This is a genomic window from Comamonas terrae, from assembly GCF_001544075.1.
Classification (GTDB): Bacteria; Pseudomonadota; Gammaproteobacteria; order Burkholderiales; family Burkholderiaceae_C; genus Comamonas; species Comamonas terrae.
This window is the reverse complement of record NZ_BCNT01000001.1, coordinates 338,458-357,796: the sequence shown is the minus strand read 5'-3', so window position 1 is coordinate 357,796 and position 19,339 is coordinate 338,458. Positions and strand designations below refer to the sequence as shown.

General features: G+C 67.1%; 15 protein-coding genes. 6 read left to right on the top strand and 9 right to left on the bottom strand.

From position 1 onward, the window contains the following. Window positions 1–160: 160 nt before the first annotated feature. A complete protein-coding gene (locus tag Cte04_RS21850; RefSeq protein ID WP_217997558.1) occupies window positions 161–568 on the bottom strand; it encodes a hypothetical protein in 408 nt (135 codons plus the stop codon). Between the two features lie 203 nt (window positions 569–771). Beyond that, window positions 772–1,077, bottom strand: coding sequence for a c-type cytochrome (locus tag Cte04_RS01550; protein ID WP_066471804.1), 306 nt, complete (start codon window positions 1,075–1,077; stop codon window positions 772–774). Between the two features lie 104 nt (window positions 1,078–1,181). Between Cte04_RS01550 and Cte04_RS01545 the strand changes: the two genes are divergently transcribed. Next, window positions 1,182–1,421 (top strand): TIGR04438 family Trp-rich protein, encoded by a 240-nt coding sequence (locus Cte04_RS01545; RefSeq protein ID WP_066470604.1) that lies wholly within the window; start codon window positions 1,182–1,184, stop codon window positions 1,419–1,421. 72 nt (window positions 1,422–1,493) lie between these two features. On the opposite strand, the gene Cte04_RS01540 is transcribed toward Cte04_RS01545, so the two are convergent. The 5 genes from Cte04_RS01540 to Cte04_RS01520 form a co-directional block, all read right to left on the bottom strand. Further along, entirely contained in the window at window positions 1,494–2,942 is a 1,449-nt protein-coding gene (locus Cte04_RS01540) for an efflux transporter outer membrane subunit (protein WP_066470600.1), read from the bottom strand. A 28-nt stretch (window positions 2,943–2,970) separates the two neighbouring features. Beyond that, on the bottom strand, window positions 2,971–6,156 hold the full coding sequence (locus Cte04_RS01535) for an efflux RND transporter permease subunit (RefSeq protein WP_066470598.1): 3,186 nt from the start codon (window positions 6,154–6,156) through the stop codon (window positions 2,971–2,973). A gap of 39 nt (window positions 6,157–6,195) precedes the next feature. Further along, the gene (locus Cte04_RS01530) at window positions 6,196–7,422 is read right to left on the bottom strand and encodes an efflux RND transporter periplasmic adaptor subunit (protein WP_066470595.1); all 1,227 of its coding nucleotides are present in this window, start codon (window positions 7,420–7,422) and stop codon (window positions 6,196–6,198) included. A 237-nt stretch (window positions 7,423–7,659) separates the two neighbouring features. After that, window positions 7,660–9,117, bottom strand: a complete 1,458-nt coding sequence (locus tag Cte04_RS01525; protein WP_066470592.1) for a sensor histidine kinase — start codon at window positions 9,115–9,117, stop codon at window positions 7,660–7,662. Next, on the bottom strand, window positions 9,114–9,779 hold the full coding sequence (locus tag Cte04_RS01520; RefSeq protein ID WP_066470588.1) for a response regulator transcription factor: 666 nt from the start codon (window positions 9,777–9,779) through the stop codon (window positions 9,114–9,116). The genes Cte04_RS01525 and Cte04_RS01520 overlap by 4 nt, the downstream gene beginning before the upstream one ends. A 153-nt stretch (window positions 9,780–9,932) precedes the next feature. Here Cte04_RS01520 and ilvD point away from each other — a divergent pair, with 153 nt between their 5' ends. Continuing rightward, a complete protein-coding gene (gene ilvD / locus Cte04_RS01515) occupies window positions 9,933–11,792 on the top strand; it encodes a dihydroxy-acid dehydratase (RefSeq protein ID WP_066470585.1) in 1,860 nt (619 codons plus the stop codon). Window positions 11,793–12,077: 285 nt separating this feature from the next. Then, the gene (locus tag Cte04_RS01510) at window positions 12,078–13,040 is read left to right on the top strand and encodes a Bug family tripartite tricarboxylate transporter substrate binding protein (protein WP_245633250.1); all 963 of its coding nucleotides are present in this window, start codon (window positions 12,078–12,080) and stop codon (window positions 13,038–13,040) included. Window positions 13,041–13,110: 70 nt separating this feature from the next. On the opposite strand, the gene Cte04_RS01505 is transcribed toward Cte04_RS01510, so the two are convergent. Next, window positions 13,111–14,316, bottom strand: a complete 1,206-nt coding sequence (locus Cte04_RS01505; protein ID WP_066470581.1) for an MFS transporter — start codon at window positions 14,314–14,316, stop codon at window positions 13,111–13,113. 148 nt (window positions 14,317–14,464) lie between these two features. After that, on the bottom strand, window positions 14,465–15,481 hold the full coding sequence (locus tag Cte04_RS01500) for a GlxA family transcriptional regulator (RefSeq protein ID WP_245633249.1): 1,017 nt from the start codon (window positions 15,479–15,481) through the stop codon (window positions 14,465–14,467). A gap of 125 nt (window positions 15,482–15,606) precedes the next feature. Between Cte04_RS01500 and lgt the strand changes: the two genes are divergently transcribed. From lgt to Cte04_RS01485, 3 genes are all read left to right on the top strand, one after another. Then, window positions 15,607–16,449 (top strand): prolipoprotein diacylglyceryl transferase, encoded by an 843-nt coding sequence (gene lgt / locus Cte04_RS01495; RefSeq protein WP_066470578.1) that lies wholly within the window; start codon window positions 15,607–15,609, stop codon window positions 16,447–16,449. 236 nt (window positions 16,450–16,685) lie between these two features. Continuing rightward, entirely contained in the window at window positions 16,686–18,110 is a 1,425-nt protein-coding gene (locus Cte04_RS01490; RefSeq protein WP_066470575.1) for a malonyl-CoA decarboxylase, read from the top strand. A gap of 185 nt (window positions 18,111–18,295) precedes the next feature. Then, window positions 18,296–19,258: a Bug family tripartite tricarboxylate transporter substrate binding protein gene (locus Cte04_RS01485; protein WP_245633276.1), complete on the top strand. Its 963-nt coding sequence runs from the start codon at window positions 18,296–18,298 to the stop codon at window positions 19,256–19,258. Window positions 19,259–19,339: the final 81 nt, after the last annotated feature.

The following is a 19,339-nucleotide window of genomic DNA, read 5'->3' as shown; positions in this document are numbered from 1 at the left end:
TATCCCTCTGTTCCTTTTGGGAGGAGGCTATTCCCGGCTCTTGTCGATTTGCCTGAATATCGCCTGCCATGGGTGGCACGCGGAAAAGAGGCTCTTTGAAAAAGAAGGCAGGAAAAAGAAAAGCCGCTCGCATGGAGCGGCCTGAAAGCGGGGACGCGGTTCAGGAATACCAGCGTCCGTTGACCCAGAACCAGTTGTTCATTTCAGGATGCCAGATCCAGTGGCCCGGAACCCAGTAATGGCGCGGGCTGGGAGGAGGCCCCCATTGTTCGATGATGGGCTTTGGCATGGGGGGAACCGCAGTGGCGACCCAGCGTCCCGGATGCCAGTTCCAGCGGTTGTATTCCCATTTCCAGTATCCGTTGACCCAATGCCAGTTGGGGGCAGGCGGGGGACTGCGCTCCTCGACAATGACTTCGGGCATGGTCCGTATCTGCACGGCCGCCGGCTGTGGATGCGGGGCACGGTGTGGCGGAGCCTCCTGCACTGCGACGCAGCCCGAAAGACCCAGCGTGGCGACGATTCCCAACGCGATTGCTCCGATTGCGGAGTATTTCCTGATTTGCATTGATGGCGCTCCTGAGACGGCACACTGGCCGCCAGCCAATTAACGTATCTGACATTCGATCGGGCTGTCGGATAGCGGCTTGCCCGTTTGTCGGGTGGCCATGCAGGCTTTGAGGAGCGGGAGGGCCGTCTGCCTGCCCGCCATGAAAAATGCCGCTCACCCTTTCGGGAGGCGGCATCTCGCGCAGGACTGTGTCGAAGCGATTACTTCTGCGACAGCACCCAGGCCACCAGCTTCTTGGCTTCGGCCTCGTTGACCTGGGGGTTGGCGGGCATGGGCACGGGACCCCAGACGCCGCTGCCGCCCTTGATCACTTTGGCGGCCAGCTTGTCAGCGGCATCCTTTTGGCCTGCATACTTGGCCGCCACGTCCTTGAAGGCGGGGCCGACGACCTTTTTGTCCACTGCGTGGCAGGCCATGCAGTTCTTGGACTGTGCCAGGGCCTGGTCGGCCATGGCGGGAGCCACGGCAGCCACGGACAGAGCGAAGGCGATCAACGTTTGCTTCATCATGAGTTCCTGTGAGTTTGACTAAATTTTGTGGGCCGACTCATTGTAGTGGGCTCATTGTGTACGCAAAGATGTAGATACTAGTGAGTTAAGTGGGAGGGTGTATGTATTTGTTGGGACTGGCGGTTGTGTTGTCGCTGCTCAAGCTGGCCGAACTCGGCCCTGTGGGTGCGTGGTCCTGGTGGCCGATTCTGGGCGTGTATGCCGCAGCGGCCGCATGGTGGGCCTGGGCAGACTGGTCGGGCTATACCAAGCGCAAGGCGGCACAGAAGATGGACCAGCGCAAGAAGGAACGCATCGAGCGCCAGAAAGCCGCCATGCAGCCCGGTTCGCGCCGCCGTTGAGCGGCAGGGCGCATGTAAAAAAGCCCGGCTGCAAGCAGACCGGGCAAGAGGGAGAGCTGGAGGATCGCCGGGCTATCGCGGCGCTGGAGGCCGGGTATCGGCCGGCGGGTCGTTGAGCACGCCGCCGCCCAGTGACTGGTAGAGCGCCACCGCATCGCCGTACAGGCTGCCCTGGGCAGCCACCGTCGCGGCGCGTGCCTGCAGCCACGACTGCCGGGCCGCGAGATAGGCCGGGCGGCTGGCATAGCCTGCCTGGAGTTGCGAGCTGGTCAGGCGCAAGGTGGTCTGGCTGGCTTGTTCGCTTTCCTGGCTCATGCGCAAGGCATGGGTGTCCGTATCGAGTGCATAAAGCGCATTGGCCACGTCCTGGAAGGCCGAGAGCACCGTGCCCTGGTAAGTGGCTGCCGCCGCCTGCAGCTCGGCCTGCGCGGCCTTCTGGTGAGCCAGCAGGGTGCCGCCGTTGAACAGCGGGGCCAGCAGGTTGGCGCCCAGGGCCCAGGTGATGTTGCCGGCCGAGAACATCTTGGCAAAAGTGGTCGCGCCGCCCCCATAGGCGGCCGTGATGGCAAGCTGGGGCAGGCGCGCTGCGGTGGCCACGCCCATGGCGGCGCTGGCCTGCTGCACCTGGGTTTCCGCAATGCGGATATCGGGGCGGTGCTCGACCAGCTGGGACGCCACCGCCTGCGGCACGGCCGGCAGGCTGAAGCCGGACAGCGGCAGCACGGGTGGCGACTGGTCGGGTGTACGCCCCATCAGCGTGGCGATCAGATTGCGTGTCTGCTCCAGCGACTTCTGCAGGGGCGGCAACTGCTGCTGCAGCTGGATCAGCAGGGTCTGCTGCGTGGCCACGTCCATGCCGCTGGCATAGCCGTTGGCCTGCTGCTTGCGCATATGTGCCAGCTGCTCCTGTGCAGCCTCCACGGCCTGGCCGATCAGCGCGGCCTGCTCCTGCAGCATGGATGCCTGGATGGTCGCTGCCACCAGGTTGCCGGCCAGGCTCAGGCGCGCGGCCTGCAACTGCAGGCGCTGGCCTTCCTCCTGCGCCTGCAGTCCTTCCACCTGGCGGCGGTTGGCGCCGAACAGATCGGGCGCATAGGAAACGCTCAGCTGCGCCGTGTGATAGGTGTAGAGCGAGTCGCCGTTGTTGAGCGGCGGCGACATGGACTGGCCGGTATTCTGGCGTGAAGGGCTGTAGCCCAACTGGACCGAAGGGTAGAAATAACCGCGTTGGGCGACGACGTTCTGGTGCGCCGCACGCAGGGTGGCTTCGGCCGCCTCTATGGTCGGGCTTTGCCGCAGCGCATCCTCGACCATGGCGTTCAGCGGTGCCGAGCCGAAGGCCTTCCACCACTGGGCGTCGACGGACGGCGCGGCAGTGCCTTGCGTTGCGGTGGACAGGGCGCCGCGCGTCAGCGATTGCGGACTGGCGACCTGCGGCCGCACATAGTCGGGGCCGGCTGCGCAGCCGGCCAGCACAGCGGCCAGGGCGATCGCCGTGAGAGTGGATGTGCTGCCTTTCATGGCACCAGCCATTGCGATGGGCATGTTCTTAGGCACGCTTGCCTCCCAGGCCTTCACGGCGCTTTGTCAGTTTCATGCGGCGCAGCACCGTCAGGCGCAGTGCCGGCACCACGAGCAGCAGGAACACCGGACCGATGAGCATGCCGCCCACCACGACGGTGGCCAGCGGGCGCTGCACCTCGCTGCCGATGCTGTGTGAAAGCGCGGCGGGCAGCAGGCCGATGCAGGCGGACAGGGCCGTCATCAGCAAGGGGCGCATGCGGCCGCGGTAGGCCTCTTCCATGGCCTGGTGGGGCAGGTGGCCCTTGCCGCGCAGGTCGCGGTAGTAGGAAAGGATCAGTATCCCGTCCATCACCGAGACGCCCAGCAGCGAAATGAACCCGATGATGGCGGAGATGCTCAGCACCTGCCCGGATATGTACAGTGCCAGGATGCCGCCGATCACGGTGAACGGCACGGAGGCCAGGGTCAGCAGGCAGTAGGTGAAGTCGTTGAACAATGCGTAGAGCAGGGCGAACACCAGGCAGATGGCCACCGGAATCGCGATCATCATGCGCGCCTTGGCCTGTTGCAGGGCCTCGAACTCGCCGGCGAAGACCACGCGGTAGCCCTGGGGCAGGTGCACTTCCTGGCGGATGCGGCGCTGCACCTCGCTCACGGTGCCGCCCAGGTCGCGGCCGCGGGCCGAGAACTTGATGGGGATGTAGCGCTCGTTGCTTTCGCGGTAGATGTAGGTGGCGCCGGTATCCAGCGTGATCGTGGCGATGTCGGACAGCGGAATGTACGAGGTGGCGCCCGAGGCCGTGGTGTAGCCGATGCGCAGATTGCGCACGTTGTCGGGCGAGCTGCGGCTGCTTTCGTTGAAGCGCACCGTCAGCGCGAACTGCTTCTCGCCTTCCAGCACTGTGGTCGCCTGGGTGCCGCCCATGGCGGTCTGGATGGCGCTGGTCACGTCGCCGGTGTTGAGGCCGTAGCGCGCCGCTTTTTCACGGTCGATCTGGATGTTCATGTTCGGCTGGCCGAGCACATGGAACACGCCCAGATCGGCCACGCCGTCGATATGCGACATCACGCCATAGATCTGGTCGGCCAGCTTTTCCAGCGTGGTCAGGTCGGGACCGATGATCTTGACCGAGTTCGCGCCCTTCACGCCCGACAGACCTTCCTGCACGTTGTCCTGGATGTACTGCGAGAAGTTGAAGGTGACGCCGGGGAACTCCGCAGCGAACTTGGCCTGCAGCTCGTTGATCAGGCGGGTCTTGGTCATGCCCGGGCGCCATTTCTCGAAAGGCTCCAGCGGGGCGAACAGCTCCACATTGTTGAAGCCCGAGGCATCGCTGCCGTCGTCGGGGCGGCCGTGCTGCGAGACCACCGTGATGATTTCCGGATACTCGTCGATGATCTTGCGCATGCGGTTGGCCTTGTCGCGGCCGGCCTCCAGCGAGATCGTGGGCGGCATGGAGGCACGGATCCACAGATTGCCTTCCTCCAGCGCCGGCAGGAACTCGCTGCCCAGGTGCATGGCCATCAGCGCGCCGCCGGCCAGTGCCAAGGCACCGGCGGCCAGCACCAGGCGCGTGTTGTTCAGCACCCATTTCAGCGCGGGCTCGTAGGCATGGTGGATGGCCTGGACGATGAAGGTTTCCTTTTCCGTGACCTTGGCGGGCAGCAGGTAGCTGGCCAGCACCGGCGTGACGGTGAAGGTCGCGATCAGCGCACCGGCCAGCGCATAGCCGTAGGTGCGTGCCATGGGGCCGAAGATCTGGCCTTCCACCCCCTGCATGGCGAACAGCGGCGTGAAGGCGGCAATCGTGATGCAGGTGGAGAACAGCACCGAGTTGTCCACCTGCGTGGCGCTCAGGTAGATGGTGCGCAGGCGCGTGGTCCAGCCGTCGCTGGGACTGGTGCGGGCGCCGTCCGGCCCCTTGGCCATGGCGCGCAGCATGGACGCCCGTATGGCGATGGGCCGCTGGAAATTGCGGAACACGTTCTCCACGAGGATCACGGCCGCGTCCACGATGATGCCGAAGTCCACCGCGCCCAGCGACAGCAGGTTGGCGGACTCGCCGGTCATCACCAGCATCATGATGCTGAAGAACAGGGCGAACGGGATGTTGACGCTGACGATGACGGCGCTGCGCAGGTCGCCCAGGAATACCCACTGGATGAAGAACACCAGCAGGCAGCCGAAGATCAGGTTGTGCAGCACCGTGTGCGTCGTCACGCCCACGAGCACGGCGCGGTCGTAGTAGGGCTCGAGCTTGACGCCGGCAGGCAGCGTGCCGTCGGAGTTGATCTTTTCCACGGCGGCCTTGACCTTGCCGATCACATCGCTGGTGTGCAGCGTGCGGTTCATGATCACTACGCCGGTGACCACGTCATCCTGCTTGTCGCGCCCGGCCTCGCCCAGGCGCGGCACCGTGCCTTCCTTGATGGAGGCGATGTCCTTGACCAGCACCGGCTGGCCGCTTTTCTGGCCGACGACGATGTTGGCCACATCCTCCAGGTTCCTGACCAGGCCCAGGCCGCGGATGTTGACCGACTGGTCGCCCACGCTGATGGCGCGCCCGCCCACGTTGACGTTGGCATTGCCGATGGCGTCGAGCAGGCTCTTGAGCGTGATGCCGTAGGCCTCCAAGCGCTTGGGGTCGGCATCCACATGGTATTCCTTGGTGGTGCCGCCCCAGGTGACGACCTGCACCACGCCCGGCACGGTGAGCAGGCGCTTTTCGATCACCCAGTCCTGCAGCGTGCGCAGGTCGGTCAGGCTGTAGTTGGACGGGCCCCTGACCTGGTAGCGCAGGATTTCGCCCACCAGGCTGGAAGCCTGGATCTGGGGCTGCACGCCATTGGGCAGATTGACGTTGGCCTGCAGGTTGTTGGCCACCTGGCTCAGCGCGAAGTAGTAGTCCGTCCCGTACTTGAACGTCACCCGCACGAAGGACAGGCCGTAGAACGAGGTGGAACGGATGTTGTCCACGTTCGGCGTGGTGGCCAGGCCGATTTCCATGGGGCGCGTGTAGTAGCGCTCCATCTCCTCGGCCGACAGGCCGGGCGCCTGGGCCGTGATCTCCAGAATGACCGGCGCAGGGTTGGGGTAGGCCTCGACGTTGAGCTTGGAAAATGCGAACAGCCCCAGCCCCATGAAGGCCAGCAGGCCCAGCATGACGATGGCTCTGCGCGACAGCACAAAGGCCAGCAATGGTCTAAACACGGCAGTGCTCCTGTTTCTTCTAGCGGTGTTGCAGCAGCATCACTGCGCCGTGGTGTCGTACAGGCTGCTCAGGAAGAGCGCGTTGTGCCGTGCAATGGGCTGGGTCGCGCTCAGGCCCTGAGTGATCTGAACCCAGCCGTCCTGGGTCTTGCCCCTGGTCACCTTGGTGCGCGTGAACAGCGGGCCCTTGGCGTCCTTGCCCATGGCCAGCCACACCACGTCGCTGCCGTCGCCCTCGCGGACCACGGCCTCGGCCGGCACGGCCAGGCTTTCGTCGGGCGCAGCCACGGTGATGGTGAAGTCGGCCGTCATCTGCGGGCGCAGCACATGGTCGGGGTCGGCCACGTCGGCACGGACCACGAAGCGGCGGCTGTCGGCATCCAGGCTGTCGCCCACATAGGAAATCGTGCCGCCGAAGGTCTTGCCGGGCCAGGCCGAGACCCGTACCTGCACGCTCTGGCCCAGGCGGAACTGGCTGAACTCGGATTCGGGCACATAGGACACCATCCACAACGAACGCATGTCCGACACCACCATGGGCGCAGGGTCGGTGCCGGGCTGTACCAGCTGGCCCGGCTGCGCGGCACGGGATGTCACGCGGCCGTTCAGGGGACTCTTGACCGCGAACTCCAGGCCCACGCGCCTGTCCTGCTCCAGCCGGTTGATGTCGGCGTCGCCGAGGTCGAACAGGTGCAGGTTCTGGCGCGCCGCGTCATAGGCAGCCTTGGCCGTCTGCTGGTCGGTCTGCGCCTGCAGGTATTCCTTCTGCGGGATGCTGCTGTCCTTGGCCAGCGCCTCGGCGCGCTTGAGCGTCTCGTTGGCATTGCGCAGGGCAGCCGCGCTGGAGATGAATGCTGAGGCCGCCTGGGACATGTCGGGGACGGCCACGGTATACAGCACCTGGCCGGCTTTGACGTCGTCGCCGGCCTTGACCAGCACCCTGGACACGCGGCCCTGGTAGGGCGAATAGACCTTGGCCGTTCGGTCCTGGTTGAAGTCGATCACGCCGATGGCGTGGCGCACGTTGCTGAAGCTGTGGCTCTGGGGCAGGTCCACATCGAAGGAGGGGAGCTGGTCGGGCTGGACCCGGACCATGCCCTTGTCGACCTTGCCGGCCACCGACTCCTCGGGCGCCTGGGCGGCTTCGGAGTTGTGCGAACCGAGATAGACGATGCCTGCGACGGCAGCCGCGCAGGCCAGCGCGGCTGCGGCAATGATGAGGCGTTTTCTGGCGGGGAATTGCGGTGTTGGGGCCTGTGTCGACATGTTCCAGCCCTCCTTGTTCTCAAGCTGCTCCTGTATCGGCCGCTGCCCGGAAAACCGGCGCAGCTGGCCACGATGGTGCGAACTTAAATCGGGCAAGCTTTACATTGGCTTGATGCCGGCAGGTTGCCATGCGGCAGCTGCTTTTTTCTGCAGCACTCGGCTGTCTCGCGCGAGACAACGGCGAGACATCGGAAAGACGGCGGCGGAAGGCTTTGCCGGCCCCTCCCGGCAGCAGGCTCAGGCCTGCGCGTGCGGCGAAGCGGTGCCGCAGGGCAGCTCTATCTCGAAGCAGGTCCCCTGCCTGCTGTCGGCCAGCAGGCTCAGCGTGCCGCCGAGCCGCTCCACGATGCGCTGGGCAATGGACAGGCCCAGGCCCGAGCCGTCGGGCAGGCCGTGGTTGCCGCGCCAGAAGGGCAGCAGCAGATTCTCCCGCGTGGCTGCATCCAGCCGCGGTCCGTCGTCCCGCACACGCACGATCAGCGTGGTGGAGCGGTGGTGCAGGTCCAGCCGGATATGCGGGCCGCCATAGCGGATGGCGTTGTCGAGCAGGTTCGAGACCACTTCGCCCAGCAGCATGGACGAACCCTGCAGATGGAAATCCAGCGCCGCGGGAACATGGTCCTCGACGACCAGCGTCTTGTGGGCCGCCCGGGCCGGGGCCTGCCAGCGCGCCGCCGCTTCCAGAATGGCGTCCACGGCGTCGAAGCGCTCGTACTGGAGGGCCGCGCTGTCGCTGTTGTTCGCAGTGTTGTCCGCAACGCGGGCATAGGCCAGCAGCTGCTTGACCATGCGTGCGCCGCGCGTGGCCACCTCGTCCAGCTGGGCCAGCACCTGGGCGTCCATGGGCTGGTCGGGGTCGGCGCGCTGTATGCGCCGCATGTCGCCTACCAGCAGGCGTATGCCGGCCATCGGCGTCTGCAGCTGGTGGGCCGCATCGGCGATGAAGCGGCGCTGCTCGTCCACCGAAGCCTGCAGTCGCTGCAGCAGCAGATTGGTGTGCGCCACCAGCTCGCGCAGCTCTTCGGGCACCTCTTCGACAGGCAGCGGCGAGAGGTCGGCATCGCCATGGGCCACGACCAGTGCGCTGAGCCGGCGCGCCGGCGACAGGGCTGCGCGGATGCTGTAGTAGAACAGCGGAATGATGATGAAGCCGGCCAGCGCCGCCGGCAGGAAGATGGCCGTGGCGATCTCCTCCTTGACCTGGCGGCGCTTGAGCTTGGATTCGGCCACCATCACCCAGACCGCCTCGTCCGAAGGCGAGGGCTGCAGGCGCAGGGCCACGGCCCGCAAGTGCGTGCCGTGCGGGCTGACCTGGCTGAAGAAGATGGGCTGGGTGTCGGTGCGGGCCTCGACCTCGGCGGTCTCCAGGTGCAGGTCTCCGACCAGCTTGCGTCCCGAGGCCGTATGCACCGAGTAATGGCTGAGCGACAGCGAGTCGAAGACCAGCGAATCGGCTGTTTCCTTGCTGGCAATGAAGCTGGCCACGCCGTTGTTCCAGCGCAGCTGGGCGGCCAGGGCCTGGGCATCGTCGGCCAGCAGGCGGTCGAATGAGGTGTTGGTGCTGCGCCCGGCCAGCAGGTAGGCAGCGCCGGCGGCCAGCACTGCGCAGGCCACCCATAGCGCGACCACGGGCAGCATGAGCTGCTTGAGCAGGCTGGGATTGATCCAGCCCAGCGGGTTCAGGCGCAGGCTCACAAGGCCTCCAGCGCGTAGCCCACGCCGCGCAGCGTGACGATGGTCACGCCCGCCGGCGCCAGCTTGCGCCGCAGCTTGAGGATGTAGATCTCCACCGAGTTGGCGCTGAAGTTGCTTTCCCAGCTGGACATGGCCGAAATGATGCGCGTCTTGGGCACGGCCGTGCCGTGCGAGGACATCAAAAGCTCCAGCAGCGCGGTCTCGCGCGGGCTCAGTGCCAGGCGCTCGCCGTCGAAATGCAGTTCCTTGGTGTCGGTGTTGAAGCTCAGGGCGCCCATGGCCAGCACGTTGCTCGCGTTGCCGCTGCGCCGGCGCGTGATGGCGCGCAGGCGCGCCACCAGCTCCTCGGGCTCGAAGGGCTTGGGCAGATAGTCGTCGGCGCCGTTGTTCAGGCCTTGCAGGCGGCTGGACAGCCCGTCGTTGGCCGTGAGGATGATGACGGCCAGGTCCTTGCCCTGGCTGCGCCACTTGAGCAGAACTTCCTGGCCGCTGCGCCTGGGCAGGCCCAGGTCCAGCACGGCCGCGTCGTAGTGCTCCGTTGCCGTTGCGGAAAGGGCGTATTCGCCATCCGTGACGGCGTCCACCTGCCAGCCCTCGGCCTGCAGCATACGGGTAATGCCCAATCTCAGGGCGGGATCATCCTCAACGACGAGTACACGCATGGTTTTGCCTGGGGGAAAGCGGGAATTCGGATGACCGCTATTTTTGCCTCAAACGGGAAGCACAAGCGCCTGCCATGGCGCTTGCCGGGGCCGCAATGGTCTTGCAGGGTGGGACATAATGGACTGTTTTCGTCTTACAAGCAGATTCACCCCATGCCCGCATACCGCTCCAAAACCTCCACTGGCGGCCGCAATATGGCCGGCGCACGCGCTCTGTGGCGTGCCACCGGCATGAAGGATGGCGACTTCGACAAGCCCATCATCGCCATTGCCAACTCGTTCACCCAGTTCGTGCCCGGCCACGTGCACCTGAAGGACCTGGGCCAGCTGGTGGCGCGCGAGATCGAGGCCGCGGGCGGCGTGGCCAAGGAATTCAACACCATCGCCGTGGACGACGGCATCGCCATGGGCCATGACGGCATGCTGTATTCGCTGCCCAGCCGCGACATCATTGCGGACTCGGTGGAATACATGGTCAATGCCCACTGCGCCGACGCGCTGGTGTGCATCTCCAACTGCGACAAGATCACCCCCGGCATGCTGATGGCCGCCATGCGCCTGAACATTCCTGTGATCTTCGTCTCCGGCGGCCCCATGGAGGCCGGCAAGACCAAGCTGGCCAATCCCACCACCCATGTGATGGAGTTCAAGAAGCTGGACCTGGTGGATGCCATGGTGATCGCGGCCGACAAGAACTACACCGACGAACAGGTGGCCCAGGTGGAGCGCTCGGCCTGTCCGACCTGCGGTTCCTGCTCGGGCATGTTCACCGCCAACTCCATGAACTGCCTGACCGAGGCGCTGGGCCTGTCCCTGCCCGGCAACGGCACCGTGGTGGCCACGCACGCCGACCGGGAGCAGCTGTTCAAGCGCGCCGGCCGCCGCATCGTGGAACTGGCCCGCCAGTACTACGAGCAGGACGACGAGTCCGTGCTGCCGCGCTCCGTGGGCTTCAAGGCCTTCGAGAACGCCATGACGCTGGACATCGCCATGGGCGGCTCCACCAACACCATCCTGCACCTGCTGGCCATTGCCCAGGAGGCCGGCATCGGCTTCACCATGGCCGACATCGACCGCCTCTCGCGCGTCGTGCCCCAGCTGTGCAAGGTGGCGCCCAACACCCAGAAATACCACATCGAGGACGTGCACCGCGCCGGCGGCATCATGGCCATCCTGGGCGAACTCGAGCGCGCCGGCAAGCTGCACACCGACGTGCCCACCGTGCATGCCAAAACCATGGGCGAGGCGCTGGCCCAGTGGGACATCACCCGCACCAGCGACGAAGCCGTCAAGACCTTCTACATGGCGGGCCCGGCCGGCATCCCCACGCAGGTGGCCTTCAGCCAGAACACCCGCTGGCCCAGCCTGGACCTGGACCGCGCCGAAGGCTGCATCCGCTCCTACGACCACGCCTTCAGCAAGGAGGGCGGCCTGGCCGTGCTGACCGGCAACATCGCCCTCAATGGCTGCGTGGTCAAATCCGCCGGCGTGGACGAGTCCATCCTGGTCTTCGAAGGCCCGGCCCATGTGGTCGAATCGCAGGACGAGGCCGTCGAGCACATCCTGAACGATCAGGTCAAGGCCGGCGACGTGGTCATCGTGCGCTACGAAGGCCCCAAGGGCGGCCCCGGCATGCAGGAAATGCTGTATCCCACCAGCTACCTCAAGTCCAAGGGCCTGGGCAAGGCCTGTGCGCTGCTGACCGACGGACGCTTCTCGGGCGGAACCTCGGGCCTGTCCATCGGCCACTGTTCGCCCGAGGCGGCCGCCGGCGGCGCCATCGGCCTAGTGAGGAACGGCGACCGCATCCGCATCGACATTCCCAACCGCACCATCAACATGCTGGTCAGCGACGAGGAACTGGCCAAGCGCCGCGAGGAGCAGAATGCCAAGGGCTGGAAGCCCGCCAACCCGCGCCCGCGCAAGGTCTCGGCCGCGCTCAAGGCCTATGCCAAGCTGGTGACCAGCGCCGATACCGGCGCCGTGCGCGATCTGTCCTTGCTGGAGGACTGAGTTTTCACCTTGGCGTCAACGCGCGTGCGCGCGTTGGCCGACAATCCGACCGCCGCCTTGCCTTCGGGCCTGCGGCGGTTTTTTTATTGCTCCGGGCCGCGCCAGGACGGCAAGGCTGACCTGGGCGCAGGCGGGCGCGGAGTGCATTCTTGACGATAGGGCGGGCGAACAGGGCCAGAAGGCATGCGGCAGCAAAGCGTGAACCATGAAGCGGCACCCGCAGGGCCGCGTGCCCGGCGTTTTCGGACGGTCGGGGCAGGGCCAAGGCCAAGGCTGGCCGGCCTCGTGCTGGCCTGCTGCCTTGCCGTGCCGGCCCATGCCGCGCCCGCGCCGTATCCGCAGCGCCCCATACGGCTGGTCGTGCCGTTCACGCCGGGCGGCTCCACCGACATGGTGGCTCGGGTGGTGGCCGATGCCATGGCCGCGCCGCTGGGCCAGTCCGTGGTGGTCGACAACCGGGCCGGCGGCAGCGGCCTGGCCGGCGCGGAAGCCGTGGCCCGCGCTTCGGCCGACGGTTATACCCTGGGCCTGGGCACGATCAGCACCCTGGCTGCCAATCCGGTCCTGATGTCCCCGTCGTCCAGACTCGACCCGGCGCGGGACTTCGTGCCCGTTGTCGCCCTGGCGTCGATTCCCTCGGTGTTTTCGGTGCATCCCGGACTGGGCGTGCATACCTTCGGCCAGTTCGTGGCGCTGGCGCGCTCCAGGCCCGGCCAGCTCAATATCGGTTCGTCGGGGGTGGGCTCGATCGGGCATCTGATCGTGCTGCGCATGAATGCCGCGCTCAAGATCCAGCTGCACCACATTCCCTACAAGGGGCAGGGCCCCGTGGTCAGCAGCGTGCTCTCCGGCGAGACCCAGGTGCTCAGCGACCAGTACCCTTCCTCGGCGGCCCATGTGGCTTCCGGCCGCCTGGTTCCGTTTGCCGTGGCCGCGCAGCAGCGCCTGCCGGCCTTGCCCCAGGTACCCACGCTAAGGGAGCTGGGCCACGAGGGACTCAACAGCCTGGCCATCACCTGGTTCGGCCTGGTCGCGCCCAGGGGCACGCCGGCGGCCGTGGTGCAGACGCTCAATGCGGCCGCCAACGCGGCGCTGGCAGATCCCGCAGTCCAGGAAAAGCTGCAGGCCATGGGCGTGCAGGCCCTGGGCGGATCGCCGCAGCGCCTGCAGGAAATGATGGAAGAGTCCGAGCGCACCGTGCGCGAAATCGTGCAGGAGCAGCGGATCCAGCTGCCTGCAGGCCGCTGAGCATGGCGCTTCTGAAACGGGAGCTGCCGGCGCGGCATGCATAAGGGTTGGCGACCGTTTTTCTCGATTTTCAGACGGCGGCCAGCCGGGGCAACCGGCGCTCGCTGCGCCACAGCCAGGCCGCCAGCAGCGCAATCGCCGCCAGCATCGCCAGATTGATGGCCCGCCAGCCCAGGGTCTGCGCCAGCACGCCACAGCTCAGCGACATCAGCGCGGCCATGCCGTTGTTGCTCCATTCCATCAGAGGCTGGGCTGCGGCGCGTTCGTCGGGCGTATGGGCCTGCGACAGCAGCGTGGTGCCGGCCAGCAGCATCAGGTTCCAGCCCGCGCCCAGCAGCAGCGAGCTGGCCAGGAAGTACGGCTGCGTCAGTCCGGCCAGGGCCAGCGCGGCGCTCGCCGCCAGCAGCGCAGTGCCCAGCCAGGCCACGCGCCGGGCGCCCAGCCGGTCGATGGCCGGGCCGGCCAGCAGGGAGGGGGCGAACATGCCCAGCACATGCCACTGGATCACATGGGTGGAATGCGCCATCCCCATGCCCAGCCCGTGCATGGCCAGCGGCGTGGCATTCATGACCAGAATCATCAGGCCGTGGCCACAGGCGGTCACGAGCAAAGCCTGGCGGATGGCAGGGCGCCGCAGCAAGGCCTTGCGCTGGCGGGCCAGTTCGGCCGCCGTCGCGCCGGCCTGCCCGGTGCTTGCCGGTGCGGGCGCCGGCAGCCAGTGCAGCAGCGCGGCGGCGCAGGCGGCCAGCAGCGTGATGGCCAGATAGGCGCCGGCCATGTGCAGGGGCGCGGGCAGGGGCAGCCAGCCCTGCGCCTGCAGCGCCAGGCTGGGCGCCAGCAGCGCGGCCGCAATACCGCCGGCCACCACCCAGGACGCGGCGCGCCCCCTGTGCGCGGCATCCACGCCGTCGAGCGCGGCAAAGCGGTAAAAACCGCTCGACGCCTGGTAGGCCCCCAGCAGCAGCATGCCCGCGCAAAACAGCACGAAGCTGCGCTGGTAGAGCGCCAGGGCCGCCACCAGGCCCGCCGCCATGCCCAGCAGGGCGCCGCGCTGCAGGCCGCGCGCGCGGCCGTGCCGCTGCATCCAGCGCGCCAGGCGCCCGATGGCCAGCAGATTGCCGATGACCAGCAGCGTCAGCGGCAGCGTGGCCAGCCAGGGCCAGGGCGTGAGCTGCTGGCCGACCAGGCCCGTGAGCGCAATGCCGATGATGGAGCACGACCAGTACAGCGCCTGGGCCAGGCTCAAGAGGCCCAGGGCGGGATAGCGACGCAGCATGTTTTTCCTTTCTTCTCTTTTTTCGCTTGCAAGGGCAAAGCGATTCCCTGGCGCCTGGATGGCGCCATGCGGGAGCATCGGGCTTGTTATGGATTCAGTAGCTGCTGGCGCTTGCCAGCAAAGCGTTTGCTGCTGATTTCCTATGAATTCAGCCTGTGCCGAAGCGCTCGGCAAAGGCCTGTGGGCTGACCGACAGGTGCTTGTGAAAGCTGCGGCGCAGGCTTTCGGGATGGCCGAAGCCGCACAGCCGGGCCACGGTGGCCACCGATGCCTGGCGCTGGCCCAGCAGCGTGGCGGCAGCCTGCACGCGCACCTGCTCCACATAGCGCGCCGGCGTGGTGCCCAGCTCGCGCCGGAACACGCGCGCCAGCGTGCGCGGCGGCAGGCAGGACTGCTCGGCCAGGCGTTCCACGCTGAGGTCGCCGCCCAGTTGCCCGGGTATCCACTCCAGCAGCCTGGCCAGGCGCGGCGCATGCGCGGGCTCGGGCGTGAGCAGCGGCGAGAACTGGGCCTGCCCGCCGGGGCGCCGCACGAACATCACCAGATGCCGGGCCACGGCCAGCGCCATGGCGCTGCCCAGGTCGTCCTCCACCAGCGCCAGCGCGAGGTCTATGCCTGCCGTGACGCCGGCCGAGGTGAAGATGTGGCGTCCCTGCGGATGCGAGGCCTCGTAGGTGTGCAGGCAGTCCGGATCCACGGCGATGCTCGGGTGGATCCCCCTCAGCTCGTCCATGCGGCACCAGTGCGTGGTCGCCGTGCGCTGGTGCAGCAGGCCGGCGCGGGCCAGGACCAGGGCGCCCGAGCAGACCGAGCCCAGGCGCTGCACCACGGGCTCCGCCTGTCGCAACCACCGGCGCAGGCCCGCATCGTGCTGTGCCAGCTCCACGCCGTCGCCGCCGGGCACCAGCACCGTGCAGTTGCCGTCCGGCGCGCATTCGCTCCATGCATGGCGGGCCAGCAGCGCCAGTTCATAGAACGGCGCCAGCCCCTGGCGGGCGCGCACATCGTTGGCCGTGGCAAACACCTGCATGGGGCCGGTGATGTCCAGGCTCATGGCGCCCTCGTAGGCGGTGCAGAGGATGCGGTGCCCGGGCCGCGCCCGGGGCAGGGGCGGGGCCGGCTGGGCCGCGGGGCGGCTGTTGGAGCGGGTGGGGCGTGAAGGCATGGGCGCAGTGTGCAGGCAATGGCCTGTGGCAGCAATGACATCGATCGCACAGTTTCTGCCACCGGAGCGGCGCGCTAACTGCCGGCAGAGCCTGTTTCGCCGGGTGGGTGCTGCACTGCGGCACAATGCCTGCCATGCTGATGTATCCGCACATTGATCCTGTGGCAGTGCAGATCGGCCCTCTGGCCGTGCACTGGTATGGCCTGACCTATCTGGCCGCGTTTGCGCTGTTCCTGTTCCTGGGCACGCGCCGCCTGCGCCATCCGCCCTTCAAATACATGACGGGCGACAGGGCCTGGGCCCGCAAGGACGTGGAAGACATCCTGTTCCTCGGCGTGGTCGGCGTGGTCGTGGGCGGGCGGCTCGGCTACTGCCTGTTCTACAAGCCCGGCTACTACCTCACGCATCCGCTGGAGATCTTTGCGGTCTGGCAGGGCGGCATGAGCTTTCACGGCGGCCTGCTGGGCGTGATCGCGGCCATGCTGTGGTTTGCCCATTCGCGCCGGCGCCCCTGGCTGGAGGTGGCCGATTTCGTCGCGCCCTGCGTGCCCACGGGCCTGGCGGCGGGCCGCATCGGCAACTTCATCAACGGAGAGCTCTGGGGCCGCTTTGCCAGCCCCGATCTGCCCTGGGGCATGGTGTTTCCGCAAAGCGGCTCCATGCTGCCGCGCCATCCTTCGCAGATCTACCAGTTCCTGCTCGAAGGCCTGCTGCTGTTCATCATCCTGTGGCTCTATGCCCGCAAGGAGCGCAGGCCGGGGCAGGTGGCGGCGGTCTTCCTGGTGGGCTACGGTGTCTTCCGCTTCACGGCCGAGTATTTCCGCGAGCCCGACGACTTCCTGGGCCTGCTGTCGCTGGGCATGAGCATGGGCCAGTGGCTGTGCGTGCCCATGATCGTGGGCGGCATCGCGATGTGGCTGTGGTGCGGCAGGCGCGCGCCCTATGAGGTGCAGCGCACGACGGGCTGAGGAGCTCCTTTTCCTTCCATCGACGCAGGCCCCGTGCCTGCGTTTTTCATTGCCGGGCCGTCCCGGGATGAAAAGACCCTGATGGAGGGGCAGCCGTTTCGCTGTTGCGGCGCTGCAGCGATGGATGTTGGATGACTCCGAGGCGCCGAATGCATGGCCATAATGTTCTGCAGGCCAATGCATGCAGGCGTTATATGCTTCGGCATTGAGAGCATTTGAAACAACAAAGGCAGCAGATGAGTTGGGCAGCAGACTGGATTGAGCAGACCAAGTTGTGGGTGCGCGGCGTGGAAGGCGGGAAAGCCGGCAAGGGGGAGTCCGAGCAGCGCCCGCTGGCGCAGCGCCTGGAGGCCACCTTGCGGCGCGGGCAGGAAGCCCTGTCGCCACGCGAGTTGCGCCGCCTGCTGGAGGATTTGCAGCAGGTGGCCGATGCCGCGCTCAGCGATGTGGAGGGCGGCCGCCATGCCCAGGCGCTGATGGAGTGGTATGCCAAGGCCCCGCTGCCGGAGCGCAAGGATTTCTGGACGCTGATCGTCGAGCAGTTCGGGCCCGACGCCCAGGCGCTGCAGGCGGCGCGCCAGCAGTACGACCAGGCCGGCAGCGATGCCGAGCGCAGCGAGGCCGAGATGCGCCTGCGCCGCGCGCTGCTGTCCTCGCGCACGCGGCTGCTACAGCGCTTTGCCCAGCCCCAGGGCGGCATGCGCTTTCTGGTCGACATGCGCGCCCAGCTGCTGTCCCTGCCCAGGGCCGAACAGCGCTATGTGGCGCTGGATGCGGAGCTCGAACATCTGTTTTCCAGCTGGTTCGACGTGGCGCTGCTGGAGCTGCGCCGCCTGAGCTGGGATTCGCCGGCCTCGCTGCTCGAAAAGCTGATCCAGTACGAGGCCGTGCACGACATCCGCAGCTGGGCCGACCTCAAGAACCGGCTCGACAGCGACCGCCGCTGCTACGGGTTCTTCCATCCGCGCATGCCCGACGTGCCGCTGATCTTCGTGGAGGTGGCGCTGCTGGACAAGCTTGCGGGCAGCATTGCGCCGCTGCTCGACGAGTCGGCCGCCGCGGTGGACATCGCCAAGGCCAACACGGCCATCTTCTATTCGATCAGCAACACGCAGACCGGCCTCAAGGGCGTGAGCTTCGGCGATTCGCTGATCAAGCATGTGGTGGAAACGCTCACCCAGGAGTTCCCCAGGCTCAAGCATTTCGCCACGTTGTCGCCGATTCCGGGCCTGCGCGGCTGGCTGGCCAAGCAGGGCGATGCCGTGCTGCAGGAGCTCGACGACAAGCAAAAGGCCGCGCTGGAGAAGGCCGCCGGCGGCCTGGATGCCGCGCACCTGCTGGCCGCGCTGGAGGACCCCGCGTCGCTCAAGGACAAGTCTCCCGTGCGGCAGGCCGCCCTGTTCTGCGCAGCCCGCTACCTGGGCCGGGAAACCGCCAAGGGCCGTCCGCTGGATGCCGTGGCACGCTTTCACCTTGGCAACGGTGCGCGCGTGGAGCGCCTGAACTGGGCGGCAGACCTGTCGTCCAAGGGGCTCAAGCAGTCCATGGGGCTGATGGTCAACTATCTGTATGACCTCAAGCGCCTGGACAGGCACCGCAGCCTGTTGGCGCAGGGCAAGATTCCGGTGTCTTCGGAGATCGAATCCCTGTGCAAAGGATGATGCGTTCCTGAACTGCCTCTGTCTTTGCCCTGCGCTGTCCAACCACAAGCGGGCCGGCGCATCCATGCAAGCGCCAGGTCTTGCACATCAGGAGGCATGCGATGCAGGTTTTTCCGCGGGAGTGCGCAGGTGAGGGCGGGCAGTGGGGACAGGAGCAGGTGCGGCGGCGCGCACTGCTCAGATCGATGGGGGCGGTGGCGGCCGCAGGCCTGTCCGGCTGGGCCGGCATGGCGCGGGCGGGCGGCGACTGGCCTGCCAGGCCCGTGAACCTGGTCGTGCCTTTCCCGGCCGGCGGCGGCACCGACGCCTTTGCCCGGCCGTTTTCCAGCCAGTTCGCCAAGGCCACGGGCAAGACCCTGGTGGTGGACAACCGCGGCGGCGCCGGCGGCACGCTGGGCGCCGCCATCGCGGCCAAGGCGCCGGCGGACGGCTACAACTTCTTCATGGGCGGCACCCATCACGTGATCGCGCCTTCGGTCTATCCCCGGCTCGAATACGACCTGGAGCGCGACTTCATACCGCTGGCGCTGCTGGCCAGCGTGCCCCAGGTGGTCGTTGTCAATCCCAGGAAGGTGCCGCATACGACTCTGCAGGCGCTGCTCACCGATGTACGCGCCCATCCGGGCAAGTTCAACTACGCCTCGGCAGGGCCGGGCTCCTCCCACCATCTGGCCGGCGAGCTGTTCAAGCTGCAGACCCATACCGATATCACCCACATCCCCTACAAGGGAGCGGGACCCGCGCTGCAGGATCTGATTGCTGGCAATGTGGATATGCTGTTCGACGGCCTGGGCTCCTCGGCCCAGCACATCAAGAGCGGCCGGATCCGGGCGCTGATGGTGGCGGGCGCTCAGCGCAACCCCGCCTTTCCCGACGTGCCCTGCGCCAGCGAATGCGGCCTGCCCGATTTCACCGTGACCACCTGGTACGGCCTGTGGGCGCCCAGGGGCACGCCGGCGGCCGTGCAGCAGCAGATGATCGACGAGGTGCAGAAGATCGGTGCCGCCGACGACATCAAGGCGGCCTGGGCCAAGAACGGCGCCGACTACGGCAGGCTGAGCCAGCAGCAGTTCGCCGCCATGATCCACAGCGAAATCCAGCGCTGGGCGCAGGTGGTCAAGGCCGCCGGCGTGAAGATTGATTCATAGCGCCCGTGCTGCTGCGCGGCTTTCCTCCGGGGAGATGGCGCGCAGCGGGACGATGCCGCCGCCGGGGCCTTTCATGCCGCA

What these genes read in the sequence shown, in the direction of transcription:
- Cte04_RS21850 (WP_217997558.1), bottom strand. Translation starts at nt 568, where the DNA reads ATGCAAATCAGGAAATACTCCGCAATCGGAGCAATCGCGTTGGGAATC.
- Cte04_RS01550 (WP_066471804.1), bottom strand. Translation starts at nt 1,077, where the DNA reads ATGAAGCAAACGTTGATCGCCTTCGCTCTGTCCGTGGCTGCCGTGGCT.
- Cte04_RS01545 (WP_066470604.1), top strand. Translation starts at nt 1,182, where the DNA reads ATGTATTTGTTGGGACTGGCGGTTGTGTTGTCGCTGCTCAAGCTGGCC.
- Cte04_RS01540 (WP_066470600.1), bottom strand. Translation starts at nt 2,942, where the DNA reads ATGAAAGGCAGCACATCCACTCTCACGGCGATCGCCCTGGCCGCTGTG.
- Cte04_RS01530 (WP_066470595.1), bottom strand. Translation starts at nt 7,422, where the DNA reads ATGTCGACACAGGCCCCAACACCGCAATTCCCCGCCAGAAAACGCCTC.
- Cte04_RS01520 (WP_066470588.1), bottom strand. Translation starts at nt 9,779, where the DNA reads ATGCGTGTACTCGTCGTTGAGGATGATCCCGCCCTGAGATTGGGCATT.
- ilvD (WP_066470585.1), top strand. Translation starts at nt 9,933, where the DNA reads ATGCCCGCATACCGCTCCAAAACCTCCACTGGCGGCCGCAATATGGCC.
- Cte04_RS01505 (WP_066470581.1), bottom strand. Translation starts at nt 14,316, where the DNA reads ATGCTGCGTCGCTATCCCGCCCTGGGCCTCTTGAGCCTGGCCCAGGCG.
- Cte04_RS01500 (WP_245633249.1), bottom strand. Translation starts at nt 15,481, where the DNA reads ATGCCTTCACGCCCCACCCGCTCCAACAGCCGCCCCGCGGCCCAGCCG.
- lgt (WP_066470578.1), top strand. Translation starts at nt 15,607, where the DNA reads ATGCCTGCCATGCTGATGTATCCGCACATTGATCCTGTGGCAGTGCAG.
- Cte04_RS01490 (WP_066470575.1), top strand. Translation starts at nt 16,686, where the DNA reads ATGAGTTGGGCAGCAGACTGGATTGAGCAGACCAAGTTGTGGGTGCGC.
- Cte04_RS01485 (WP_245633276.1), top strand. Translation starts at nt 18,296, where the DNA reads ATGGGGGCGGTGGCGGCCGCAGGCCTGTCCGGCTGGGCCGGCATGGCG.